The sequence below is a fragment of the Paraglaciecola sp. genome (assembly GCF_030730205.1).
Lineage (GTDB): Bacteria > Pseudomonadota > Gammaproteobacteria > Enterobacterales > Alteromonadaceae > Paraglaciecola.
In genome coordinates this window covers 1-19,301 of sequence record NZ_JANQVQ010000029.1, presented here as the reverse complement: position 1 = coordinate 19,301, position 19,301 = coordinate 1, and the positions used below count along the sequence as shown (strand labels likewise).

The following is a 19,301-nucleotide window of genomic DNA, read 5'->3' as shown; positions in this document are numbered from 1 at the left end:
CTATATTTTTGTAGCCTCTAATTTCTTACTTATAGAGGTTGTATGTTAAATTTTTTATCAATATTAACTCATGGAAGAAAATTACAAGGAGCAGTAAAAGATTTAAGTATCGAAGAGCTTGAATCAGTCGCCACAAAGCTCAATACGATTATTGACGCAAGAAAACAAAAAGAAGCACAATTACAGCAACAAGAAGCAGCAAAAAAAGAAAAATTAGCTGATATTCTTCAACAAATGCAGGATGCAGGTCTTGATGTAGCTGATTTACATCAAGTAAGTCAAAAGCCGGCGCCTAAGCCGCAAAAGAAACGCCCAGTAAAGTATCAAATCAGTGATGATAATGGTGAAATTCACCAATGGACCGGTATTGGAAGAATGCCGAAGGTGTACGCGAAAGCCATTGCCAGCGGTAAAAAATTAGAAGACTTTTTGATTTAATTTTTTACTCTGATTATGTGATTTTTACAGTATTTGTTAGCTAAGGTTATTATTGTTTTGTCGAAAATTAATTATCAAACGTATCTTTGTGAAAAAGAACGTCCTTGGGTTCTACTGATTCACGGATTGTTTGGCAGTTTAGATAATTTATCTGCTTTAAGACGTGGATTAAATGGAAATTATAATATCTTAAGTGTTGATTTACCCGATCATGGTAAATCAACCAGAACCAACAAATTTAGTTTTGATTTGTATGCCACCCTTATTATTGAATTGTTAGCTGAGTTAACTATTCAAAAAGTGAATATTGTTGGGCATTCTTTAGGTGGCAAAGTTTCCATGAACATTGCTCTTAAGAAGCCCGAATTGGTGCAGCGTTTAGTGATTATTGATATTGCACCGGTCGCCTATTCACGCAGCCATGATTCTGTATTTTTAGGGCTTGATAGTATCCCTCTTGCCACAATTACTACTCGCAACATGGCAGATGATTTTTTAAAGCAACATGTCCATGAACTATCAACCAGACAGTTCTTATTAAAAAGTCTTTATCAAGATGAAGATGGTTGGCATTGGTATTTTAATTTAGCATTACTGAAAAGAGACTACTTAGATATCCTGGCAGAAATTAAGGCTGACACTGTTTATAAGGGCCCTACTCTGTTTATAAAAGGTGAATTGTCCGATTATCTCTTACCTGCGCATCGAGATAAAATCGTTTCACTGTTTCCAAACAGCCAATCCAAATTAATAGGAGGTACGGGACATTGGTTGCATGCGGAGAAACCCGCTATTTGTCTTAAAACCATTGAACTTTTTTTTACTAAAACAGCATCATCGACATCGGGCCTAAGTGCTTGAATTTGGGACTCACCTTTCAGTCGCTTGATTAGTCTTTGAATTGTATGCAAAAAACCCGTTCTGACTGATTGCGACCGACACCAACAAGCACTTTGTGATCATATGGTCTTTTCAGTATGTTTATGCGTACCACTGAGCTGATATCTCCGGTTAAAAATCTGTTTTTTGGGGAAGATTATCAATCTAAAAGCATAACTCCGCATAGTAAGTGTAACCTTGGTTAATTTGACTTTAATACCTCGGACTAATTTTAAAGCGATTAAGCTTATGCTAGTATGCGACCGATTTTAAATGAGGTAGTACAAGCAACAGATGCTAAACAAATATTACGAACAAATTGAAGCGATTGGATTAAATCTTACACTCCTTGGTTTGTTTTTATTGATGGGCTATGTTGTTCACGATCTGTTGAAAAAAAATGATGTGCCCACAATAGGCAAGGTAGTTGTTTATTTCGTCCTTTTTCTGGGCGCCGCTGGTTTTGTATTCAAAGGCATTATGCAATATGTCATTGAACATTAAGAACAAGCCGTAAATTCAAATCAACAAAATTAGACAATAGAGGTAAGGTATATAATGGCAAGTGTGGGGCTATTTTTCGGCAGCGACACAGGCAATACAGAACATATTGCTAAAATGATTCAAAAAGAATTGGGTAAAAGCCTAATCGATGTGCATGACATAGCCAAAAGCAGTAAAGAAGATATTGCTAAATTTGATTTGTTATTGTTTGGTATTCCTACTTGGTATTACGGTGAAGCTCAATGCGATTGGGACGACTTTTTCCCTGAACTCGAACAAATTGATTTCAATGACAAGTTAGTGGCTATTTTCGGCTGTGGTGATCAGGAAGACTATGCTGAATACTTTCTTGATGCTATGGGCATGGTCAGAGATATCGTTGAATCTAAAGGCGCTATCATTATCGGCAACTGGTCTACTGAAGGTTATGATTTTGAAGCCTCAAAAGGCATGGCCGATGAAAACCATTTTGTTGGTTTAGGCATTGATGAAGACCGTCAACCAGAGCTTACCGAACAGCGCGTTAAAGCTTGGTGTAAACAAATTCATGAAGAGATGTGCTTAGCTGAATTGGGCTAAATAGCTGTAACTGCATCTTTGTAATTAATAAAAAAGGAGCATGTGCTCCTTTTTTCGATCCTGCTAATAAAGTGCTGCTTAGTTCGATACGGTGTGGTACGCACGCACAGCTTTGCTCAGCAGTATTAAAGCGTAAACTTAGCTACCACGTTTTTTAATTCCTCAGACAAACTATCCATTTTACCTATGGCTTGATTTGCTTCTGCTGTGCTAACAGCACTTTGCTCGGCAATTTCAACAATGGATTGTAGGTTACTTGCCATTGAATTGAGTAATGTATCTTGGGTTTGAGTGTCTTGTGAGATAACTTTATTGATCGCCGACAGTTGTTCAATGACGGTTGTCATATTGGCGATATCGTCGGTGACTTGCTCAATCATTTTGACACTCTCAACAGACTGTTCACTGCCTATAGTCATTGCATCTACTGCTTGTTTCGCATCATTTTGTAAGGTGGTGATGACATGTTCTATTTCTTCAGTGGAAAGTTGGGTTTTGGTGGCTAAGTTTCTCACTTCTTCTGCAACCACCGCAAAACCACGGCCTTGCTCACCAGCCCTCGCAGCCTCAATAGCAGCGTTCAGAGCAAGTAGATTTGTCTGTTCTGCAATACTTTTTATCACAGACAAAATAGCGACGATATTTTTACTGTTTTCATCTAAACGATTGATTATCAAAGAGGATGAAGTAGCTTGATTAGCTTGAATAATAATTTGTTGTTTCGCAAGCCCCACTCGCTCTGACACTCCTTGAGCTTGTTCGGCAACACCATTGAGCTGATTGCTTGAATGAGTGATCTGTAAAAGATTACCACGGCTCGTATTTCTGACTTTTTCAGTATTACTTGTTGTGTCAATAATGTGCTTTCGTTGCGAAGCCACAAGATTCAGGGTTCGGCTTCCTAACGCAACACTCAGAGTAACGGCTTGACTAAGAAGGTTTTCTTTTTGATGAATCTGTTCAACCACATGATGTAAGTTAGCTGACAATTCATTCACGGAACGTGACAAAGTAGCAAATTCATCATCCCCTATCACTCTCGCCTGATGCGTGAGATCACCTTTAGCTAATATTGACAGGCTACGATTAATTCGAGCTAAAGGCAAAGCGATGGAACGAGTGACCCATATACCAACAGCTGCCACCAAAGCTAATGTTACAACAAAAATACCTAAGCCAAGCCAAATGTTAGCTTCAACTGCGGATAAAATCGTCTCTTGGCCGACTAATGTGTCATCATTTATCTGTTTAAATACAACAGCAAGTAAGTCAATTGCTTGCTCAAAGGCCCTGTCAGCTAATCCTTGTTGTTTTTGAGCTTCATTTAACAGTTGAATGCGTTTTTCCAGCAAACTAAACAAACCGTTTTCTTGCTCGAATCCTTGTATAAAACGTTGATATTCAGAATTAAAGCTTGCTACTAATCCGTCCGTTTCAATACCTTGTGATAGGCGATTAAAAAAATCGACATCCACAGCGATATTGCTCAAACCAAATTCTATGTTTTCCTTTTCAGTTTGATAGTTTTGCAGCTCAGAGATATGACTGAAATCTTTTAAGCCCCGATTTAAGGTAACAATTTTGTTATCAATATTAGCCCCTGTACCCAGTAATCTCGCAAAGTTTGCCGAACTATTTTCCAGATAAGACAGATCTTGCATCAGAGCACTGGCTTCATCACCGCGAGACATAATATTCGAAACAAGTTCGCTTATTTGTTGTTCAATACTCAACTGTTGGCTGCGGCTACTGTACATGTTCTGAGCAAAATCTAAGTAGGCATATGCCCTCTTTTTACCTTGTAAATAGCTGGTATCATTTGCAGACATATTTGCTGACAAAGCATCAAATTGTTGTTTAGTTTGCCGTACCAACAAAGAAAAATTTTTGTTGTTGTTAGTTAAGGTGGCTAAGTCTTGTAAAAAAAAGCCAGTTGTTGACTCTTTTGCCAGTGATAACAGACCTGTTTGTACTTGCAACATTTTGGCTTGAATGGGCATTTTTTCTTCAACCACATTGCGAGCAGAGTAACTAATTTCATTTAACCCCAAATATGACACTACATTACTGACCAGTAACATGGCTGAAATAATGGCAAACCCTAATATAATCTTATGTAACACTGTTAAATTCATCTAATAAAACCTATCAAAAAGCCATTTTGCTAAGCTAAAACTTACTCAATTCTTATCGGCAATAATTTAAACTTATCCAGGAAAATAACATCTTCTATACTTTCTTAACACTAATTGAATAGTCTTGCTCACTATATAAAAATAGTGAAGCTCAACACATATTTAACTATTTACTTACTCACCTGGTTTTATTAACCACTTAGCCACTAAATAATGGTCTTGGCACTTTCAAATCGTGTTGAGTACCTTATAATGGAGCCACAACTTATTTATTAGTAAGCTAATGGAACAAAATAAAGAATTGAAAAAAGCGGGTTTAAAAATCACTCTGCCCCGCTTAAAAATACTCGAGATTTTACAAGAGCCCGCTAACCAGCACATTAGTGCCGAAGATGTCTATAAACTACTTATTGAACACGGCGAAGAAATTGGCTTAGCCACGGTTTACCGCGTATTAAACCAATTTGATGACGCTGGTATTTTAAATCGTCATCATTTTGAAGGTGGCAAGTCTGTTTTTGAGATCAGTCATAAGAAACATCATGATCATTTAGTGTGTTTGAAATGTGGAAAAGTTATTGAGTTTGAAGATGACGTCATAGAAAAACGTCAAGATGAAGTGGCGAAACGTCACAATATCAAGTTAACTCACCACAGCCTATATTTGTACGGTGAGTGCGAAACGGATTGTAGTGAAGACTAGCCAAAAGTTTGCTAGCGCGTTGCACGACGCGCTATAGCAGCGCTTTTAGCTCAATATTAAGGGTTTTGCCCTGCCCAGTTAAACAAGTCATGTAAACATATTTGGTGGCAATTACGCCGCAGAATTTTTAATAATCGATACGCAAGATTCGCTTTACTGCATCCTACGATGTTTTGGGTGACCAGCGGTTAGCGGCCTGTTGGTCGGTTTGTTTTGCTTCTACCCAAAAATCGCCTGATTCACTCAATTCTTTTTTCCAAAAAGGCGCGTTTACTTTTAAATAATCCATCATAAACTCTGCGCTTTGAAATGCGGCTTGGCGGTGCTGGCTTGTCACGCCCACCATGACAATTTGCTCGTTCACCGCCAACTTACCCACCCGATGGATAAGGGTAACACTACCCAATGACCACTTTTCTTTGGCTTGTCGTACAATGTCAGCTAAAGCGATTTGAGTCATCGCTGGATAATGCTCTAAAAATAAACCATTGAGTAGCTGGTTTGCGTTAAAGTCTCTGACCAAGCCCACAAAAAAAACCACGGCACCGTTGTTGGCACTTAAGTGCTGTAAACGCTGATACTCAAACGCTACATCGAAGTCCGCTTCTTGCACGCTAATGCGGTCTTCATTATGTAAATTTAGATTAGCGCTCATCACTAACCTCCCGTTACTGGCGGGAAGATAGCCACTTCATCATGACCATTAATTGGAGTATCGAGATTGGCCATAGTTTGATTCACTGCAATTAAACAGCTATGCGTCGTGATCAATTCACGCCACTGTTCGCCCTTTGAAGCAAGGTATTCACACAAGGCCTTTACCGTTAAGGGGGTCGGTAGCTGCGCTATATCAAGGCTCAACTGGTCGGTAGCTAAGCGCTCGCGTATTTGACCAAAAAATAAAACCTTTAACATAGGGACTTCTCTTTTTTAATTTGCCTGCCAAGTGCCACTTTTTCCACCTTGCTTATGAACGACCCGGATATCTGAAATAACCATACTTGGATCAACAGCTTTACACATATCAAACAACGTTAAAGCCGCAACAGACACCGCGGTCAGGGCTTCCATCTCAACACCCGTTTGTCCTGAAAGCTTGCACATTGATTCAATTTCTACTGCACATTCGTTGCCCAACAGCTCAAAATCCACTTGCACTTTACTAAGCATTAGGGGGTGACATAAAGGGATCAAATCACTGCACTTTTTCGCTGCTTGAATACCAGCGACCCTCGCAACTGCCAACACATCCCCTTTTTTGTGTTGATTGTTGACTAAGATCTCAAAAGCATGGGCTGACATGGTAATTTTGCCCTTAGCGACAGCGGTTCGCTGAGTAGTGAGTTTATCCGTTACATCAACCATGGCCGCTTTGCCTTGTTGATCGACATGCGAAAACTGTGCTTGCTCGAACGCCTCGTTTTTTTGAGTCATATCAACCTCGTGGATCGCAATTTGGCTGAGCAGATTGTTTTAAATGCACAACAAAGTTACATGGCTTATGGGTGGCGCTTAATTGTTGCTGCAATATACCGTTCCAACCTGTCTTACAGGCTCCTGTGGAACCGGGTAGACAAAATATAGCGGTACTATTCGCCATGCCTGCCAATGCTCGTGATTGCACGGTAGAGGTCCCTATTTCAGTAAACGACAGATAGCGAAATAATTCACCAAAGCCCTCGATGTCTTTATCAAATAACACGCTTAAGGCTTCTGGTGTAGTATCTCTGGCAGTAAAGCCCGTTCCACCGGTACATAACACCACTTGTACATCGTCAGAGGCTATCCACCGTGAAACCGCGGCCCTCAACTGATATTTATCGTCTTTGACGATAAGGTGTTCAATAACATTGTGCCCATCCGCTGTTGCAGCACTCACTAAAAACTGCCCTGATGTGTCATTTTCTGGCGTTCGAGTATCTGACACGGTAAGCACTGCAATGTTTAATGATTGTTTTTCTTGAGTATCATGTTTACTCATCATCAAATTACCTTAAAAAGTATGAGTCAATTCAGCCTATTGGCAATGCAAGGAAAATGCTTTTGGCTCGTTTACATTAACGAGTTCAGCCCTATTATCGACGAAGAATGATTGCCCATTTAATTGTTGTAATAACGCTTTAATAGACCAGTTTTGTGTATGTATCATTTGCTGCTCTACTGCCTGTCGAAGATGAGGCGTATTAGGCAAATAACAAGGTAAAAAACAATTATTTGGATAAGCCGCACACCCATGAGTACGCCCAAATTCCAATAAGTTATTTAAGGTTGTAATCGTTAAATTAGGCATGTCTACCGGCACAAAGAGGAAGCCTGTTATCGGGGTAAACAAATCAATATGGGCCAGTACCGCGTGGATACCAGACAACGGACCCCGCTGTGGTAAAATATCCGCGATGCCCCCGACTTCATTCTCACCACTAACCAACACATCGACATCAGTCAGCTGCGCTAATAATTGAGTACAGTGACCGAGCAATGAATTTTGTAATTTGCTTGAAAACATGGCCGCCTTATTCTGACCCATTCGGCTTGATTGGCCACCAGCAAGCACCACCGCGAGGGTTTTGGTTTTTGTTGCTGCCACTTTAACCGCCCAACATTGCCAGATGTTTGGTTGCACCGGTCAGGCCGTCTTGTAACCAGTGGCTGGCTTCTTTATCGCCTAACAAAGCCACTAATTCTTGTTGAAGCCCTTGTTCGTCACCTGCAGTGATATAGCGACGAATATTCAAACCTTCCTCAGCAAACAAACATAAGTGCAATTTTCCGGTAGCTGAAATTCGTAAACGATTACATGAATGACAAAAGTCTTTGCTGTAGGGCATTATCAAACCAATCTTGCCCGCGTAATCAGGGTGATAAAACTCTTGGGCAGGCCCAGCAGCTTTGTCCCTAATGACTTGTCCCCAACCGCTTTGCAATAGTTGATTTTTAAGAGGTTCCGCTGATACATGATTTTTTTGAAAAAATGTCACATTGTCGCCGGTTTGCATTAGCTCAATAAGCCGTAAACTGATCGGTGTTGATTTAACCCAATTTAAAAAGCTAGCAAATTCTGCTTCATTGTATTGACGCATCAATACGGCATTCACCTTCACCTTGAGCCCTAAAAGTAAAGCCTTATCAATGCCCCGTAAGATAGTATCTAAACTGTCATGACCAGTAATTGCAGCAAACAACCTAGGATCAAGGCTATCAATACTGATATTAATGGAATCTAAGCCAGCCTCAGCCCACTCTTCTACACACTTTTCAAGCTTGTAACCATTACTAGTTAAGGCAACATGTTCGATTCCGGGAGTAGAGGCGCATTGCCTGATTATCTCGGGCAGGTCTTTACGTAAGGAGGGTTCGCCACCGGTTATACGCACTTTACTGGTACCCAATTTGGCAAAGGTGCTTACCAATGTGCTAATTTCAGCCACACTCATAAAATCACGATCAGAGTCGCACGCATAACCGTCAGGTAAGCAATACGTGCAACTGAAATTACAAACATCAGTGATTGACAGGCGCAGGTAATGAAAGCGCCGGCCAAATTTATCTTCTAACATATTTAACACCTTTCCAAAGTAAAGCGCATTTAACAAAATGGCTTTGGGGAGGCTGCTTGATTTCTCGCACAACCCTGGCAATCCAATCACGAATTGCGGCTTAGTCACCCTGTCATTGATTTAGGTCACTAAGCTCGGAGTTAGTTTACAAGGACTTCCGTCCAGTCGATTCTTTAAACAATCGAAACACACTATTCGATTCTTACTCTGTTGTAACATAAACAGCTCATTAGACACTAGCTGCTGCAGTAAATAAGCCTAATTTTTTTGCGTACTGAGTGAATTATCGTGCTGAATTTTGTTACGTACACATTGTGGCATGTATGTTGATACCTGTAATCATGGTTGCAGAGTACGCACCTTAATTTGCATAAAAACTTTATGCTGACTAATGGAAAACGACAAGCCCATGATCGAGCAATTTATCAATGAACACAAGCTAAGCAGTGGGTTTATTACTACCGCAAAGCGCTACTACACACCTTTGGCTGACCGCATCGCTTTGCACCAAAAAGAGGCAAGAAAGACTTATTATGTGGGTATCAACGGCTGCCAAGGTTCCGGAAAATCAACTTTAGGCGATTTTTTAGGCACTTACCTAAAACAACGCTATCAGCTCAATGTGGTTATTTTATCACTTGATGATTTTTACCTGAATCAAAGTCAGCGGCTCACGTTAGCAGCAAGCGTCCATCCCTTGTTTAAAACACGGGGCGTACCTGGTACTCATAATACGGCACTGATGCATAGCGTTTTAACCGCGTTAAGCTGCACTGAAGGATCCCTTGCTCTGCCTAAGTTTAATAAAGCCAATGACAACCCTTTCCCAGAAGACCAATGGTCAAGGGTAACGGGGCCTGTAGATATTGTCATTTTAGAAGGTTGGTGCTGGGGCGTAACAGCCCAAAGCCCGCAAGAACTGACGGCGCCGGTGAACGAGCTGGAAGTAAATGAAGATCCGCAGGCTACGTGGCGCACTTACGTAAACCAGCAATTAGCCAGCTGTTATGAACCTTTATATCAACAGATGCACTATTGGGTAATGCTAAAAGCCCCAGATTTTTCAAATGTGTTTAACTGGCGATTAGAGCAAGAACAGAAACTTGCCGCTTCGTTGGCATCTACCTCAAACACGCAGATAATGAATGCCCAACAAATTGAACGCTTTATCCAATTTTATCAACGCCTCACAGAGCACGGTTTGAGCACTCTACCCTCACATTGTAACGAAGTGTTTGAGCTAAACTCACAGCGAAAGATTATGAAACATATTACTCAAAGCGAACAAGGAGTACAGCGTGTTAAATAACCAAAGCCCTGTAATTTTTACAGACTTAGACGGCACGTTACTCGATCACGACGATTACAGTTTCAGCGCAGCGACTGGCACCTTAGCGAAACTCAAAGCCCAGAATATTTCTGTCATTCCTAACACCAGTAAAACCCGTGCTGAGGTCGAGGTGCTCAGAGATAAAATCGGTCTGACGGGGCCTTTTATAGTCGAAAATGGCGCAGCCATTTATTTACCTTTGAATTTTCTTACCAATCCACCACTTCAGCTAGAAAAATCTGGACAATACTTACGATTTGCCTTTGCTTCTCCCCGTGACACTTGGTTAAACCTGCTCGATTCGGTGAAACCCAAGTTTGAGGGCTTATTTCGACATTTTGCCACGATGACGGTCGAGCAAGTTTGTGAGGCAACAGGTTTGCAAAAAACAGACGCCACCTTGGCAATGCAGCGAGAATTTGGAGAGCCTATTGAATGGCTTGGCAATGATGAACAAAGACAACAGTTTATTGCTGCACTTAGAAATTTAGGCGCGACACCTGTTGAAGGTGGGCGTTTTATCCATCTTAAAGATGAGTGTGATAAGGCACACGCAATGAATTGGTTGATGTTACAACTTAAACAGCAACAACCACAAGAAAACTGGGTATCTGTTGCACTAGGCGACGGGCAAAACGACGCTGTAATGTTAGCGGGCGCTGATTATCCTATTCGGATTTTATCACCAAGTAATCCACCACCCTATATCGATACCCAAAAAACCGTTATTACTAGCACCCTTACGGGTCCAGCAGGTTGGTCTGAATGTTTGGAGCCCTTACTTTTTTAATCTGTTCACATTTTTTTAAATAATACTTAACTCACTGGAGGCAAAATGGCCGACTTTTATCAAAATGGCATTGTGACCACATTACATAACTTATCAAATCGTCCGATCACAGATGTCGAGAAAGAATTACTTAAATTTTCTAAAAAACGCCCAATGGGGCTGATTTTGCCCTCACTCTATTCTGAACTTGAAGGCCCTGCACTCAAACATATCATTGAAGAATTATGCGATGTGCCTTATTTATCTCAAGTTGTCATCGGTTTGGATCGCGCCGACTTAGCCCAATACAAACATGCACTCAAATTTTTCTCGCGCTTACCTCAGCATCATCGTATTTTGTGGAATGATGGACCCCGTTTAAAAGCCTTAGACGAAAAATTACGAGAGCTCGGCCTAGCGCCTAAAGAGCTAGGCAAAGGGCGTAACGTCTGGTATTGCATGGGTTATGTATTAGCTTCAAATAAAGCAGAGTCGGTGGCGCTGCATGACTGTGACATACTGACCTATGACCGCTCATTACTAGCAAAACTCATCTACCCAGTGGCTAATCCTCAGTTTAACTATGAGTTTTGCAAAGGTTTTTATGCGCGAGTTGCTGGCGGCAAAATAAACGGACGCGTATCGCGTTTGTTGGTTACTCCCTTGATAAAAGCCTTAAAAAAAGTACTAGGCCCGAGTGCTTACTTAGATTATATGGACAGTTTTCGCTATCCATTAGCGGGAGAGTTTTCGTTTCGTAAAGACGTACTCAATGACATACGCATCCCCAGCGATTGGGGACTCGAAATAGGCGTATTGTCTGAAATGCATCGCAACTATTCGTCTAATCGTTTATGTCAGGCGGATATTGCGCATACTTATGATCATAAACACCAAGATTTGTCGGCCCATAATGACCAAGGTGGCCTCTCTAAGATGTCAATCGACATCACCAAGTCGTTGTTCCGTAAATTGGCTACGCAAGGTGAAACCTTCAGTATGGAACTGTTCCGCTCACTCAAGGCAACCTATTACAGGATTGCGCTGGATTTTGTAGAGGCCTATCACAATGACGCTTTAATGAACGGTTTAGCACTGGATATTCATAGCGAAGAAAAGGCGGTTGAACTGTTTGCGCAAAATATCATGAAAGCCGGTGAGAGCTTTTTAGATAACCCTATGGAAACCCCATTTATTCCAAGTTGGAATAGGGTGGTAAGTGCGATGCCTGATGTACTTGAGAAGCTAAAAGAAGCGGTCGAATTAGACTTAAACGAATTTCAAGATAGTTGAGGTGTAGCACGATGTTAACGATAGTTGAACAACTTAAAGAGCGGGTTAATCACCACTTAAAGGTGATTTACGCGGAAATCGAGTTGAGTGAAACCATAGAAGATATTGCGCAACAGCTGTTAGTCACCATGAATATTGACCACAGCGACAAGTTAATGGTGCCTTTGCGCCACCATAATAATTGGGACCAAAGCGATATTGTTTTAATCACTTATGGCGACAGCATTGAGCAAAAGGAGATTGCACCGCTTAAAACACTCAAGCAGTTTTTAATGCAGTATTGCCCAGACACCATCAACAGTGTGCATATTTTACCGTTTTTTCCCTACAGTTCGGATGACGGGTTTTCAGTAATCGACTATTCAAGTGTGAACGAAGCGTTAGGTGACTGGGACGACATCAAAGCCATTTGTAGCGATTTCAGACTAATGTCCGATGTGGTAATTAATCACTGCTCTGCGCGCAGTGCATGGTTTAATAATTTTATCAAAGGTGAAGGACCTGGCAGTGACTTTTTCTTTACTGCTTCGCCATTAGATGACTTATCGCAAGTCGTTCGCCCCCGTACATCAGACTTATTGCGTTTAACTGAAACCGCTAATGGTGAGCAATACGTGTGGTGCACGTTCAGTCACGACCAAGTCGATTTTGATTTTCGAAATCCTAAGGTATTACTGGCGTTTGTATCTATAATTCGCCAATACCTAGACGCAGGCATTCGTATTTTTCGCTTGGACGCGGTAGCATTTTTATGGAAAAAGTTGGGCTCACCTTCTATTAATTTAGAGGAAACCCACGAAGTGGTGCGCTTACTGCGCACTTTGATGGAACATGCGGTGTCTGACGCGGTGATCATTACTGAAACCAATATTCCAAACAGACAAAACTTAACCTATTTTGGTAATGCTAACGAAGCCCATGGGATCTACAATTTTTCCTTGCCCCCCTTGTTAGTCAACACCCTTGTCACAGGAAACTGTCGGCATTTAAAAGCCTGGCTAGGCAGTATGCCGCCCGCGCAAAATGGCACCTTCTTTTTTAATTTTATAGCTTCACATGATGGCATTGGTTTAAGACCCGCTGAAGGTTTATTAAGTGATGATGAGCTGAGTTCATTGGTCACCACCATGCAAAATTTTGGCGGAAGAATTTCGTGGCGTATGGCCGAAAATGGGGGGCAAAAAGCTTATGAAATCAACATAGCTTTATTTGACGCTTTGCAAGGCACCACTAAAGGCCAAGATAAGTGGGGTTTAGAACGCTTTATTTGTGCCCACAGCATCATGTTTGCTTTAGAAGGGATCCCAGGTTTATACATCCATAGTCTTTTGGGCACGAATAACGACTATGAAAAATTAAAAAACACCAGCCACAATCGCGCAATTAATCGACACAAATGGGATTATGACGCACTAACAGAAGCCCTAGACAGCCCCTACAGCCAACACAGTAAAGTACTTAAACGCATGTCACACCTGATTAGTGTGCGAAAGCGACAACCCGCATTTCATCCCAATGCAGTGCAATTTACCTTGCAACTAGGTGAACAACTATTCGGGTTTTGGCGTCAAAGCCTTGATCGACGCCAAAGTATTTTTTGTATCTACAATATTTCTGACCAAGAGCAAACAGTTCGTTTAAGTGACATCAATCTTATTGGTACAGACACGTGGGTCGACTTACTCACTGAGCAAGCCATTCAACATGAAGATTTGGAGATGGTTTTGAGTCCATATCGCGCAGTGTGGATCAGTAACCTAGCCCATTAATGATTAGTTTAAGGCGCGTGATCACCGCTCAACTGTTTAGACGTTGAGTGGGTGATTTTACTAACATGTCACCGATAAGAATCACCTTAAACGCTTGATTTAAGTGCTTTTAAGAACATCGCTCCCCTCACCTGTCTGTCATCAACCACGTTTTATGGTAAACCAAGCTCATCAGCGTCCGCGTGAAGTTAAAAACTGCACCTAATAAACTGATTAATATAGATAAATTTTGTTTGGCACGAGGCTTGATACAGCCGGTTTGTCCACAGCTAAAGACGAGCTCTTTGGCTGTCACTCAAAGAACACGAAATGGAGAAAATCTTATGAAGAAATCAGTCTTATTTAGTTTTTGTATGTTCTGTAGTCATATGGCCTTGGCAAACGACGCCTTATTTATTCAACTTGATGCAAACAGCGATGGATCAATAAGTATCGAAGAAGCCGCGGCAGATGCGAGCGTCAGCGCCAAGTTCATGGAGCTAGACATCGACAAAAACGGCTACCTTTCCGCCGAAGAATTTGAAAATCTGTAGCATTGTATTTAACACTATCGAAAACGGAGAAATTGAATGAAAACTCTACTTTGTATTACCGCAGTTTTATTTGTCAGTGCCAATGTATTTGCCAGCAACATAAACTTCGACCGCTTTGATACCGATAAAGATGGGTTAATTAGCCAAGAAGAAGCTAAGGTTAACGATACGCTTATGACCCTGTTTGCTGAGCTTGACTTAAACCAAGACGGGTATCTTTCTAAATCGGAATTATCCCCTAATACGCCCGAATGATGAGGATTGGCACGAATACCTAGAGTACCTAGGGCTGTGTAATAGCGATTTAATGGGCTTAGCTTCGGCTAAGTCCAATTAAACACCGATAAGTCTACGAAAAAATAGTAACTGCACTTGCTGAGTGACCTTAGCAAAGCTTACTTACTAGCCCAGCGCCACTGGCAATTTTGCGTCTGCTCCCCATTCGCTCCAAGAGCCATCATAAACAGATAACTTATAGTAACCGAGTTCTGATGCCGCCAAAGCAAGGATACACGCCGTTACACCGGAACCACAGCTGGTAACAATGTAGGAATCTTCGTTAATTCCTCGTTGTGCAAAGAGATCGTGAAGTTCAGTAACATTTTTAAGATGCCCGTCTTTAAGGCATAAAGTAAAAGGCAAATTAATTGATGAAGGAATATGCCCTGAGCGTAAGCCAGCCCTTGGCTCGGGAGCACTGCCCTTGAATCGTCCTTCAGAACGAGCATCTAATACGGTAATAGCCTTTAGATGTTTTAAAATGGCCCGAGTCGACACAAAAAACCGTGGTTTCGCTAAGGCTTCAAAATTGCCCACATGAAAAGGAGCTAGGCTTTTTTCATTGATTGCATAGCCTTGCTTAATCCACCCGGGTAAACCACCGTCTAAAATTTGAATATTGTCATGGCCCATTGCTTTAAACATCCACCACACCCGCGGAGCACAGAAAAGCCCTTTGCTGTCATAAACAATAATATGACTATTTTTATCAATGCCTAATTTACGCACCTCTCGTTGAAATGTCGCTTCATTTGGCATGGTATGCACAAAAGGAGATTTTTTATCACATAGCACTTTTTCGAAATCAACCACAACTGAGCCAGGAATAAATCCTGCAGGCAACGTTTCTGGTTGCCCAGTAGCGATATCAGCCATCGTTATAAAGAGCACAATAATATTGCGCCCATCTAAATGCGCTTCAAGCCATTCTGCAGACACTAAATTAGATGATAAACGCGCCATCAAGCCTATCCTTTGTTGAATCAATTAAATTAACGATACCTTCATTACTAAGATTGAAACCTTATCAGCGCCTGATGCATCATGAGCGCATCAACGTGGTCTAGACTTTCTCCCCTTGCACTCATTTGGCGCTTATTAGTCAAACCATAAATGCCGAGCGTATTATAGTTTTATCATAAAGATCAGCAATTTATTCATTTTTATCTCTTCCTGACTAACTGGTCAAATTATTGCTTTAAACAAGTCATGAATAGTAACGTAGCAGCAAGAACTCACTGAGTGAACTTGACGCTGAAATGAAAAGAAGTGCCTCATGCCAGCAAACACTGAAATCTTATATGGCCTACACGACAAACCCAAAGTATCCCATTGTATTACCGCCGCAATCCAACATGTCATGGCCTGTTTTATTGGTATCATTACCCCTACCTTGATCATAGGCAATGCCTTAGACCTGCAAGCTGAGATCCCCTACTTGATCAGCATGGCACTCATGGTATCGGGAGTTTCAACCTTTATTCAAGCCAAAATGATTGGGCCAATTGGCAGTGGTTTAATTGCGGTACAAGGCACTAGTTTTACCTTTATTGGCGCCTTATTAGCGGCAGGTTTTATGGTAAAGCAGCGCGGGGGGTCAAATGACGATATCCTCGCCATCATGTTTGGTATTTCTTTTTGGGGGGCATTGGTAGAAATTGGGCTCAGCCAATTTATCGACAAAGTAAAAAGTATAATTACTCCCCTAACCACAGGTATCGTCATTACCACGATAGGCATTACCCTAATAAAAGTCGGCATGACTGACTTAGCTGGCGGTTATGGATACGCTGACTTTGGTTCGCCAGCCAACTTACTGCTGGGTATCAGCGTACTATTCATCGTTATTTTATTTAATGCATCAAAATATCCGATGTTGAGGCTATCTGCGATTTTTATCGGCATGTTGAGTGGCAGTTGTATGGCGTGGTGGTTCGATTTGATCAACTACGACTCGATGGTTGACTTACCCTTAATGAGCATACCCATTCCTTTTAAATACGGATTTGATTTTCAATGGGATGTATTTATCCCCATAGCCTTGGTGTACTTTTTAAGTGCGATAGAAACCGCAGGTGATTTAACCGCAAACAGTTTATTTTGCCGCCAACCTATCAGTGGCCCTCTCTACCTAAAAAGAATAAAAGGCGGCATTTTGGGTGACGGGGTAAATTCTATGTTAGCCGCCGCATTTAATAATTTTCCTAACACAACATTCGGCCAAAATAATGCGGTTATCCAACTGACAGGGGTTGCCAGTCGCCATGTGGCCTTTTATATTGCTGGATTTTTAGTGCTATTGGGATTGTTTCCTGCCGTTGGTGCAATGATTCAACTGATGCCTAAATCAGTACTAGGCGGCGCTACATTAGTGATGTTTGCCACTATAGCCGTGGCTGGTGTAAAAATACTCACCAGCGAGCCTATCGATCGCCGCAATAGTTTAATCATTGCCACATCAATGGGTCTTGGCTTAGGTGTAATGATGGTTCCTGATGCATTGGCTCAATTACCACCATTGGCTAAAAATATATTTTCGTCGTCCGTCACGGTAGCAGGATTTTGCGCAATATTGATGAGTATCGCGATACCCCGTCCGGCTAAAAATAATCAAGAAATATAAGCACAAAACAACAAGGACAATAAAGTAATGGCTAGTTTCCCAGCCCCAACTGTGTGGCTAAAACACCCCGCGGCAATTTTTACTGCAAATAACGCCGATGCGCAAAACGGTGTGGTTATCCAAGGCACTACAATCATTGAATTGGTTCCTAGTGGTCAACAACCAAAAATAAAAGTGGACCAATACATTGATTGCAGCCCTTATATTATTACCCCTGGATTGATTAACACCCATCATCATTTTTACCAAACTTTAACTCGCTGCGTTCCTGGCGCATTGAACCAGCCCTTGTTTCCTTGGTTAAAATTCTTGTATCAGGTTTGGAAAAATTTGACGCCAGAAATGTTGCACAGTGCCACGCAACTGGCAGGCTTAGAATTAATGTTGTCAGGCGCTACTACCGTGGCAGATCATCATTATGTGTTCCCAAAAGGTCTGGAAAATGGCATTGATATCCAAGTGAACGCCATACAGGCTTTAGGGTGCAGAGCCACCTTAACGCGAGGTTCTATGAGCTTAGGGGAAAGTAAAGGAGGCTTGCCACCTGATTCAGTTATTCAGACAGAAGATGTGATATTGGCTGACAGTCAGCGCCTTATAGACAGCTATCATGACACATCAGATGATGCCATGATCCAAATTGCGCTGGCACCTTGCTCGCCTTTTTCAGTATCCAAAGAATTGATGGAAGCGACTGCACGCTTAGCAGAAAAGAACGAGGTGAAAACGCACACGCATTTGGCCGAAACGGAAGATGAAAATAGCTTTTGTTTAAGAGAATACGGCATGCGCCCCTTAGATTATTTAGAATCTTGTGGCTGGTTAAACGAACGTAGCTGGTTGGCGCATGGCATTCATTTCACCTCCAGTGAAATCGAGCGCTTAGGAAAAGCAAAAGTAGGCATTGCTCATTGCCCCAGTTCTAATATGCTCCTTGCCTCGGGTATTTGTCCTACAGTTGAATTAGAAAGAGCCGGATGCAATATTGGCCTTGCGGTAGACGGTTCTGCTTCCAACGATTGTTCTAACATGATCCAAGAAGCGCGCCAATCATTACTGCAACAGCGTCTTCGCTATGGCGCTGAGCAAATTACTGCACAACGCGTACTTTCTTACGCAACAACTGGCTCCGCAGCGGTGCTGGGCAGAAAAAATATTGGCCAAATACAAGTAGGGTTTCAAGCGGATTTTGCCTTCTTCTCCACCAATGAGTTGAGATTTTCAGGTGTGGGTGATCTCATTGCCGCGTTAGTTACCTGCGGTGCTCACCAAGTTGATAAGTTAATGGTTGCGGGAAAGTGGCTAATAGAAGACCAACAACACACGCAATTTATCCAATCTGAATTAATGCAACAACACCAAGCGTTAGCGAATAGTTTGCAGGCAAAAGTTAACTAAATCGCAACCAACCATTTTGGTGCACCACGCTAAACATTGTACTTGCGTGGTGCACCATAACGCTATCTTTCACAATAAAACCTCAAATTTCAACGTTTCACGTCGGGTAAAAAATTTACATTCTCTATTTAAATCATAAGGTTAAGTCGATAAATATTTGTTGACCAAATGGACAAGTAATTGGCACTGTTCGTGCAAAATCATCTGCGGAACACATTTCATCCAATAAAAATGACACACGTAGACTACGAGAAAACCTGGGGATACCAACAATGAAAGTTAATAGATTTATTTGTACACCACTGGCTAAAGCCGTTGCATTAGGCATAGCAATGACAGCAGCAGGCCACGCGTTTGCACAAGAGCCTGATGCAGCAAATAAAAAAGAAAATGATATAGAAAAAATCCAGGTAACGGGTTCATTAGGCAGTTTGCCAGGACAAGATGTAGAAGCCGTATTTGGCTTTGGTAAGTCTATCTTAGAAACTCCTCGCTCGGCCTCTACCATCAGT

The 19,301-nt window shown here is 41.6% G+C and carries 22 protein-coding genes and 1 riboswitch; of the genes, 14 read left to right on the top strand and 8 right to left on the bottom strand.

All coding sequences use genetic code 11. The features are described from left to right. The first annotated feature begins 42 nt into the window (after positions 1-42). The 4 genes from NWQ57_RS02730 to fldA all read left to right on the top strand — a co-directional run bounded on the left by NWQ57_RS02730 (position 43) and on the right by fldA (position 2,400). Entirely contained in the window at positions 43-438 is a 396-nt protein-coding gene (locus NWQ57_RS02730) for an H-NS family nucleoid-associated regulatory protein (protein ID WP_306020473.1), read from the top strand. A gap of 57 nt (positions 439-495) precedes the next feature. Then, positions 496-1,299 carry an alpha/beta fold hydrolase gene (locus tag NWQ57_RS02725; RefSeq protein ID WP_306020471.1) on the top strand — a complete coding sequence of 268 codons (804 nt, stop codon included), beginning with the start codon at positions 496-498 and terminating at the stop codon, positions 1,297-1,299. Between the two features lie 312 nt (positions 1,300-1,611). Further along, entirely contained in the window at positions 1,612-1,821 is a 210-nt protein-coding gene (locus NWQ57_RS02720; RefSeq protein WP_306020470.1) for a DUF2788 domain-containing protein, read from the top strand. Between the two features lie 54 nt (positions 1,822-1,875). Next, a complete protein-coding gene (fldA, locus tag NWQ57_RS02715; RefSeq protein ID WP_306020469.1) occupies positions 1,876-2,400 on the top strand; it encodes a flavodoxin FldA in 525 nt (174 codons plus the stop codon). Positions 2,401-2,525: 125 nt separating this feature from the next. Here fldA and NWQ57_RS02710 read toward each other — a convergent pair whose 3' ends face one another. Beyond that, positions 2,526-4,535 carry a methyl-accepting chemotaxis protein gene (locus NWQ57_RS02710; RefSeq protein ID WP_306020468.1) on the bottom strand — a complete coding sequence of 670 codons (2,010 nt, stop codon included), beginning with the start codon at positions 4,533-4,535 and terminating at the stop codon, positions 2,526-2,528. A gap of 283 nt (positions 4,536-4,818) precedes the next feature. On the opposite strand from NWQ57_RS02710, the gene fur reads away from it, so the two are divergent. After that, the gene (gene fur / locus NWQ57_RS02705; protein ID WP_306020467.1) at positions 4,819-5,238 is read left to right on the top strand and encodes a ferric iron uptake transcriptional regulator; all 420 of its coding nucleotides are present in this window, start codon (positions 4,819-4,821) and stop codon (positions 5,236-5,238) included. 163 nt (positions 5,239-5,401) lie between these two features. On the opposite strand, the gene moaE is transcribed toward fur, so the two are convergent. The 6 genes from moaE to moaA form a co-directional block, all read right to left on the bottom strand. Then, the gene (gene moaE, locus NWQ57_RS02700; protein WP_306020466.1) at positions 5,402-5,893 is read right to left on the bottom strand and encodes a molybdopterin synthase catalytic subunit MoaE; all 492 of its coding nucleotides are present in this window, start codon (positions 5,891-5,893) and stop codon (positions 5,402-5,404) included. Positions 5,894-5,895: 2 nt separating this feature from the next. Next, a complete protein-coding gene (gene moaD, locus NWQ57_RS02695; RefSeq protein WP_306020465.1) occupies positions 5,896-6,153 on the bottom strand; it encodes a molybdopterin converting factor subunit 1 in 258 nt (85 codons plus the stop codon). Positions 6,154-6,168: 15 nt separating this feature from the next. Beyond that, entirely contained in the window at positions 6,169-6,672 is a 504-nt protein-coding gene (gene moaC, locus NWQ57_RS02690) for a cyclic pyranopterin monophosphate synthase MoaC (RefSeq protein ID WP_306020464.1), read from the bottom strand. Position 6,673: 1 nt separating this feature from the next. Continuing rightward, positions 6,674-7,219 (bottom strand): molybdenum cofactor biosynthesis protein B, encoded by a 546-nt coding sequence (moaB, locus tag NWQ57_RS02685; RefSeq protein WP_306020597.1) that lies wholly within the window; start codon positions 7,217-7,219, stop codon positions 6,674-6,676. A gap of 36 nt (positions 7,220-7,255) precedes the next feature. Beyond that, on the bottom strand, positions 7,256-7,825 hold the full coding sequence (locus tag NWQ57_RS02680) for a molybdenum cofactor guanylyltransferase (RefSeq protein WP_306020463.1): 570 nt from the start codon (positions 7,823-7,825) through the stop codon (positions 7,256-7,258). 1 nt (position 7,826) lies between these two features. After that, positions 7,827-8,795: a GTP 3',8-cyclase MoaA gene (gene moaA, locus NWQ57_RS02675; RefSeq protein ID WP_306020462.1), complete on the bottom strand. Its 969-nt coding sequence runs from the start codon at positions 8,793-8,795 to the stop codon at positions 7,827-7,829. Beyond that, a riboswitch (molybdenum cofactor riboswitch) is annotated at positions 8,786-8,947 on the bottom strand. It overlaps the preceding gene by 10 nt. A gap of 239 nt (positions 8,948-9,186) precedes the next feature. On the opposite strand from moaA, the gene NWQ57_RS02670 reads away from it, so the two are divergent. From NWQ57_RS02670 to NWQ57_RS02645, 6 genes are all read left to right on the top strand, one after another. Next, on the top strand, positions 9,187-10,104 hold the full coding sequence (locus NWQ57_RS02670; RefSeq protein WP_306020461.1) for a kinase: 918 nt from the start codon (positions 9,187-9,189) through the stop codon (positions 10,102-10,104). Continuing rightward, positions 10,094-10,915, top strand: a complete 822-nt coding sequence (locus tag NWQ57_RS02665; protein WP_306020460.1) for a mannosyl-3-phosphoglycerate phosphatase — start codon at positions 10,094-10,096, stop codon at positions 10,913-10,915. Before NWQ57_RS02670 ends, NWQ57_RS02665 begins: the two co-directional genes overlap by 11 nt. A 45-nt stretch (positions 10,916-10,960) precedes the next feature. Then, entirely contained in the window at positions 10,961-12,187 is a 1,227-nt protein-coding gene (locus NWQ57_RS02660; RefSeq protein ID WP_306020459.1) for a glycosyl transferase, read from the top strand. 11 nt (positions 12,188-12,198) lie between these two features. Continuing rightward, on the top strand, positions 12,199-13,956 hold the full coding sequence (locus NWQ57_RS02655) for a sugar phosphorylase (RefSeq protein ID WP_306020458.1): 1,758 nt from the start codon (positions 12,199-12,201) through the stop codon (positions 13,954-13,956). 323 nt (positions 13,957-14,279) lie between these two features. Then, entirely contained in the window at positions 14,280-14,489 is a 210-nt protein-coding gene (locus tag NWQ57_RS02650) for a hypothetical protein (RefSeq protein ID WP_306020457.1), read from the top strand. 36 nt (positions 14,490-14,525) lie between these two features. After that, positions 14,526-14,744, top strand: coding sequence for an EF-hand domain-containing protein (locus NWQ57_RS02645; protein WP_306020456.1), 219 nt, complete (start codon positions 14,526-14,528; stop codon positions 14,742-14,744). Between the two features lie 147 nt (positions 14,745-14,891). Here NWQ57_RS02645 and NWQ57_RS02640 read toward each other — a convergent pair whose 3' ends face one another. Continuing rightward, complete coding sequence (locus tag NWQ57_RS02640; RefSeq protein ID WP_306020455.1) at positions 14,892-15,731, bottom strand: sulfurtransferase; 840 nt, start codon at positions 15,729-15,731, stop codon at positions 14,892-14,894. A gap of 313 nt (positions 15,732-16,044) precedes the next feature. On the opposite strand from NWQ57_RS02640, the gene NWQ57_RS02635 reads away from it, so the two are divergent. From NWQ57_RS02635 to NWQ57_RS02625, 3 genes are all read left to right on the top strand, one after another. After that, the gene (locus NWQ57_RS02635; protein WP_306020454.1) at positions 16,045-17,391 is read left to right on the top strand and encodes a uracil-xanthine permease family protein; all 1,347 of its coding nucleotides are present in this window, start codon (positions 16,045-16,047) and stop codon (positions 17,389-17,391) included. Positions 17,392-17,418: 27 nt separating this feature from the next. Then, the gene (locus NWQ57_RS02630) at positions 17,419-18,789 is read left to right on the top strand and encodes an 8-oxoguanine deaminase (RefSeq protein ID WP_306020453.1); all 1,371 of its coding nucleotides are present in this window, start codon (positions 17,419-17,421) and stop codon (positions 18,787-18,789) included. 272 nt (positions 18,790-19,061) lie between these two features. Beyond that, on the top strand, positions 19,062-19,301 hold a 240-nt coding region (locus NWQ57_RS02625; protein WP_306020452.1), incomplete at its 3' end, for a hypothetical protein.

Bases quoted from the DNA above. Each gene is read 5' to 3' on its own strand.
- NWQ57_RS02730 (WP_306020473.1), top strand. From the start codon at position 43: ATGTTAAATTTTTTATCAATATTAACTCATGGAAGAAAATTACAAGGA.
- NWQ57_RS02640 (WP_306020455.1), bottom strand. From the start codon at position 15,731: ATGGCGCGTTTATCATCTAATTTAGTGTCTGCAGAATGGCTTGAAGCG.
- NWQ57_RS02670 (WP_306020461.1), top strand. From the start codon at position 9,187: ATGGAAAACGACAAGCCCATGATCGAGCAATTTATCAATGAACACAAG.
- moaA (WP_306020462.1), bottom strand. From the start codon at position 8,795: ATGTTAGAAGATAAATTTGGCCGGCGCTTTCATTACCTGCGCCTGTCA.
- NWQ57_RS02630 (WP_306020453.1), top strand. From the start codon at position 17,419: ATGGCTAGTTTCCCAGCCCCAACTGTGTGGCTAAAACACCCCGCGGCA.
- fur (WP_306020467.1), top strand. From the start codon at position 4,819: ATGGAACAAAATAAAGAATTGAAAAAAGCGGGTTTAAAAATCACTCTG.
- NWQ57_RS02720 (WP_306020470.1), top strand. From the start codon at position 1,612: ATGCTAAACAAATATTACGAACAAATTGAAGCGATTGGATTAAATCTT.
- NWQ57_RS02635 (WP_306020454.1), top strand. From the start codon at position 16,045: ATGCCAGCAAACACTGAAATCTTATATGGCCTACACGACAAACCCAAA.
- fldA (WP_306020469.1), top strand. From the start codon at position 1,876: ATGGCAAGTGTGGGGCTATTTTTCGGCAGCGACACAGGCAATACAGAA.
- NWQ57_RS02645 (WP_306020456.1), top strand. From the start codon at position 14,526: ATGAAAACTCTACTTTGTATTACCGCAGTTTTATTTGTCAGTGCCAAT.
- moaB (WP_306020597.1), bottom strand. From the start codon at position 7,219: ATGAGTAAACATGATACTCAAGAAAAACAATCATTAAACATTGCAGTG.
- NWQ57_RS02660 (WP_306020459.1), top strand. From the start codon at position 10,961: ATGGCCGACTTTTATCAAAATGGCATTGTGACCACATTACATAACTTA.
- NWQ57_RS02710 (WP_306020468.1), bottom strand. From the start codon at position 4,535: ATGAATTTAACAGTGTTACATAAGATTATATTAGGGTTTGCCATTATT.
- NWQ57_RS02650 (WP_306020457.1), top strand. From the start codon at position 14,280: ATGAAGAAATCAGTCTTATTTAGTTTTTGTATGTTCTGTAGTCATATG.
- NWQ57_RS02655 (WP_306020458.1), top strand. From the start codon at position 12,199: ATGTTAACGATAGTTGAACAACTTAAAGAGCGGGTTAATCACCACTTA.
- moaC (WP_306020464.1), bottom strand. From the start codon at position 6,672: ATGACTCAAAAAAACGAGGCGTTCGAGCAAGCACAGTTTTCGCATGTC.
- moaD (WP_306020465.1), bottom strand. From the start codon at position 6,153: ATGTTAAAGGTTTTATTTTTTGGTCAAATACGCGAGCGCTTAGCTACC.
- moaE (WP_306020466.1), bottom strand. From the start codon at position 5,893: ATGAGCGCTAATCTAAATTTACATAATGAAGACCGCATTAGCGTGCAA.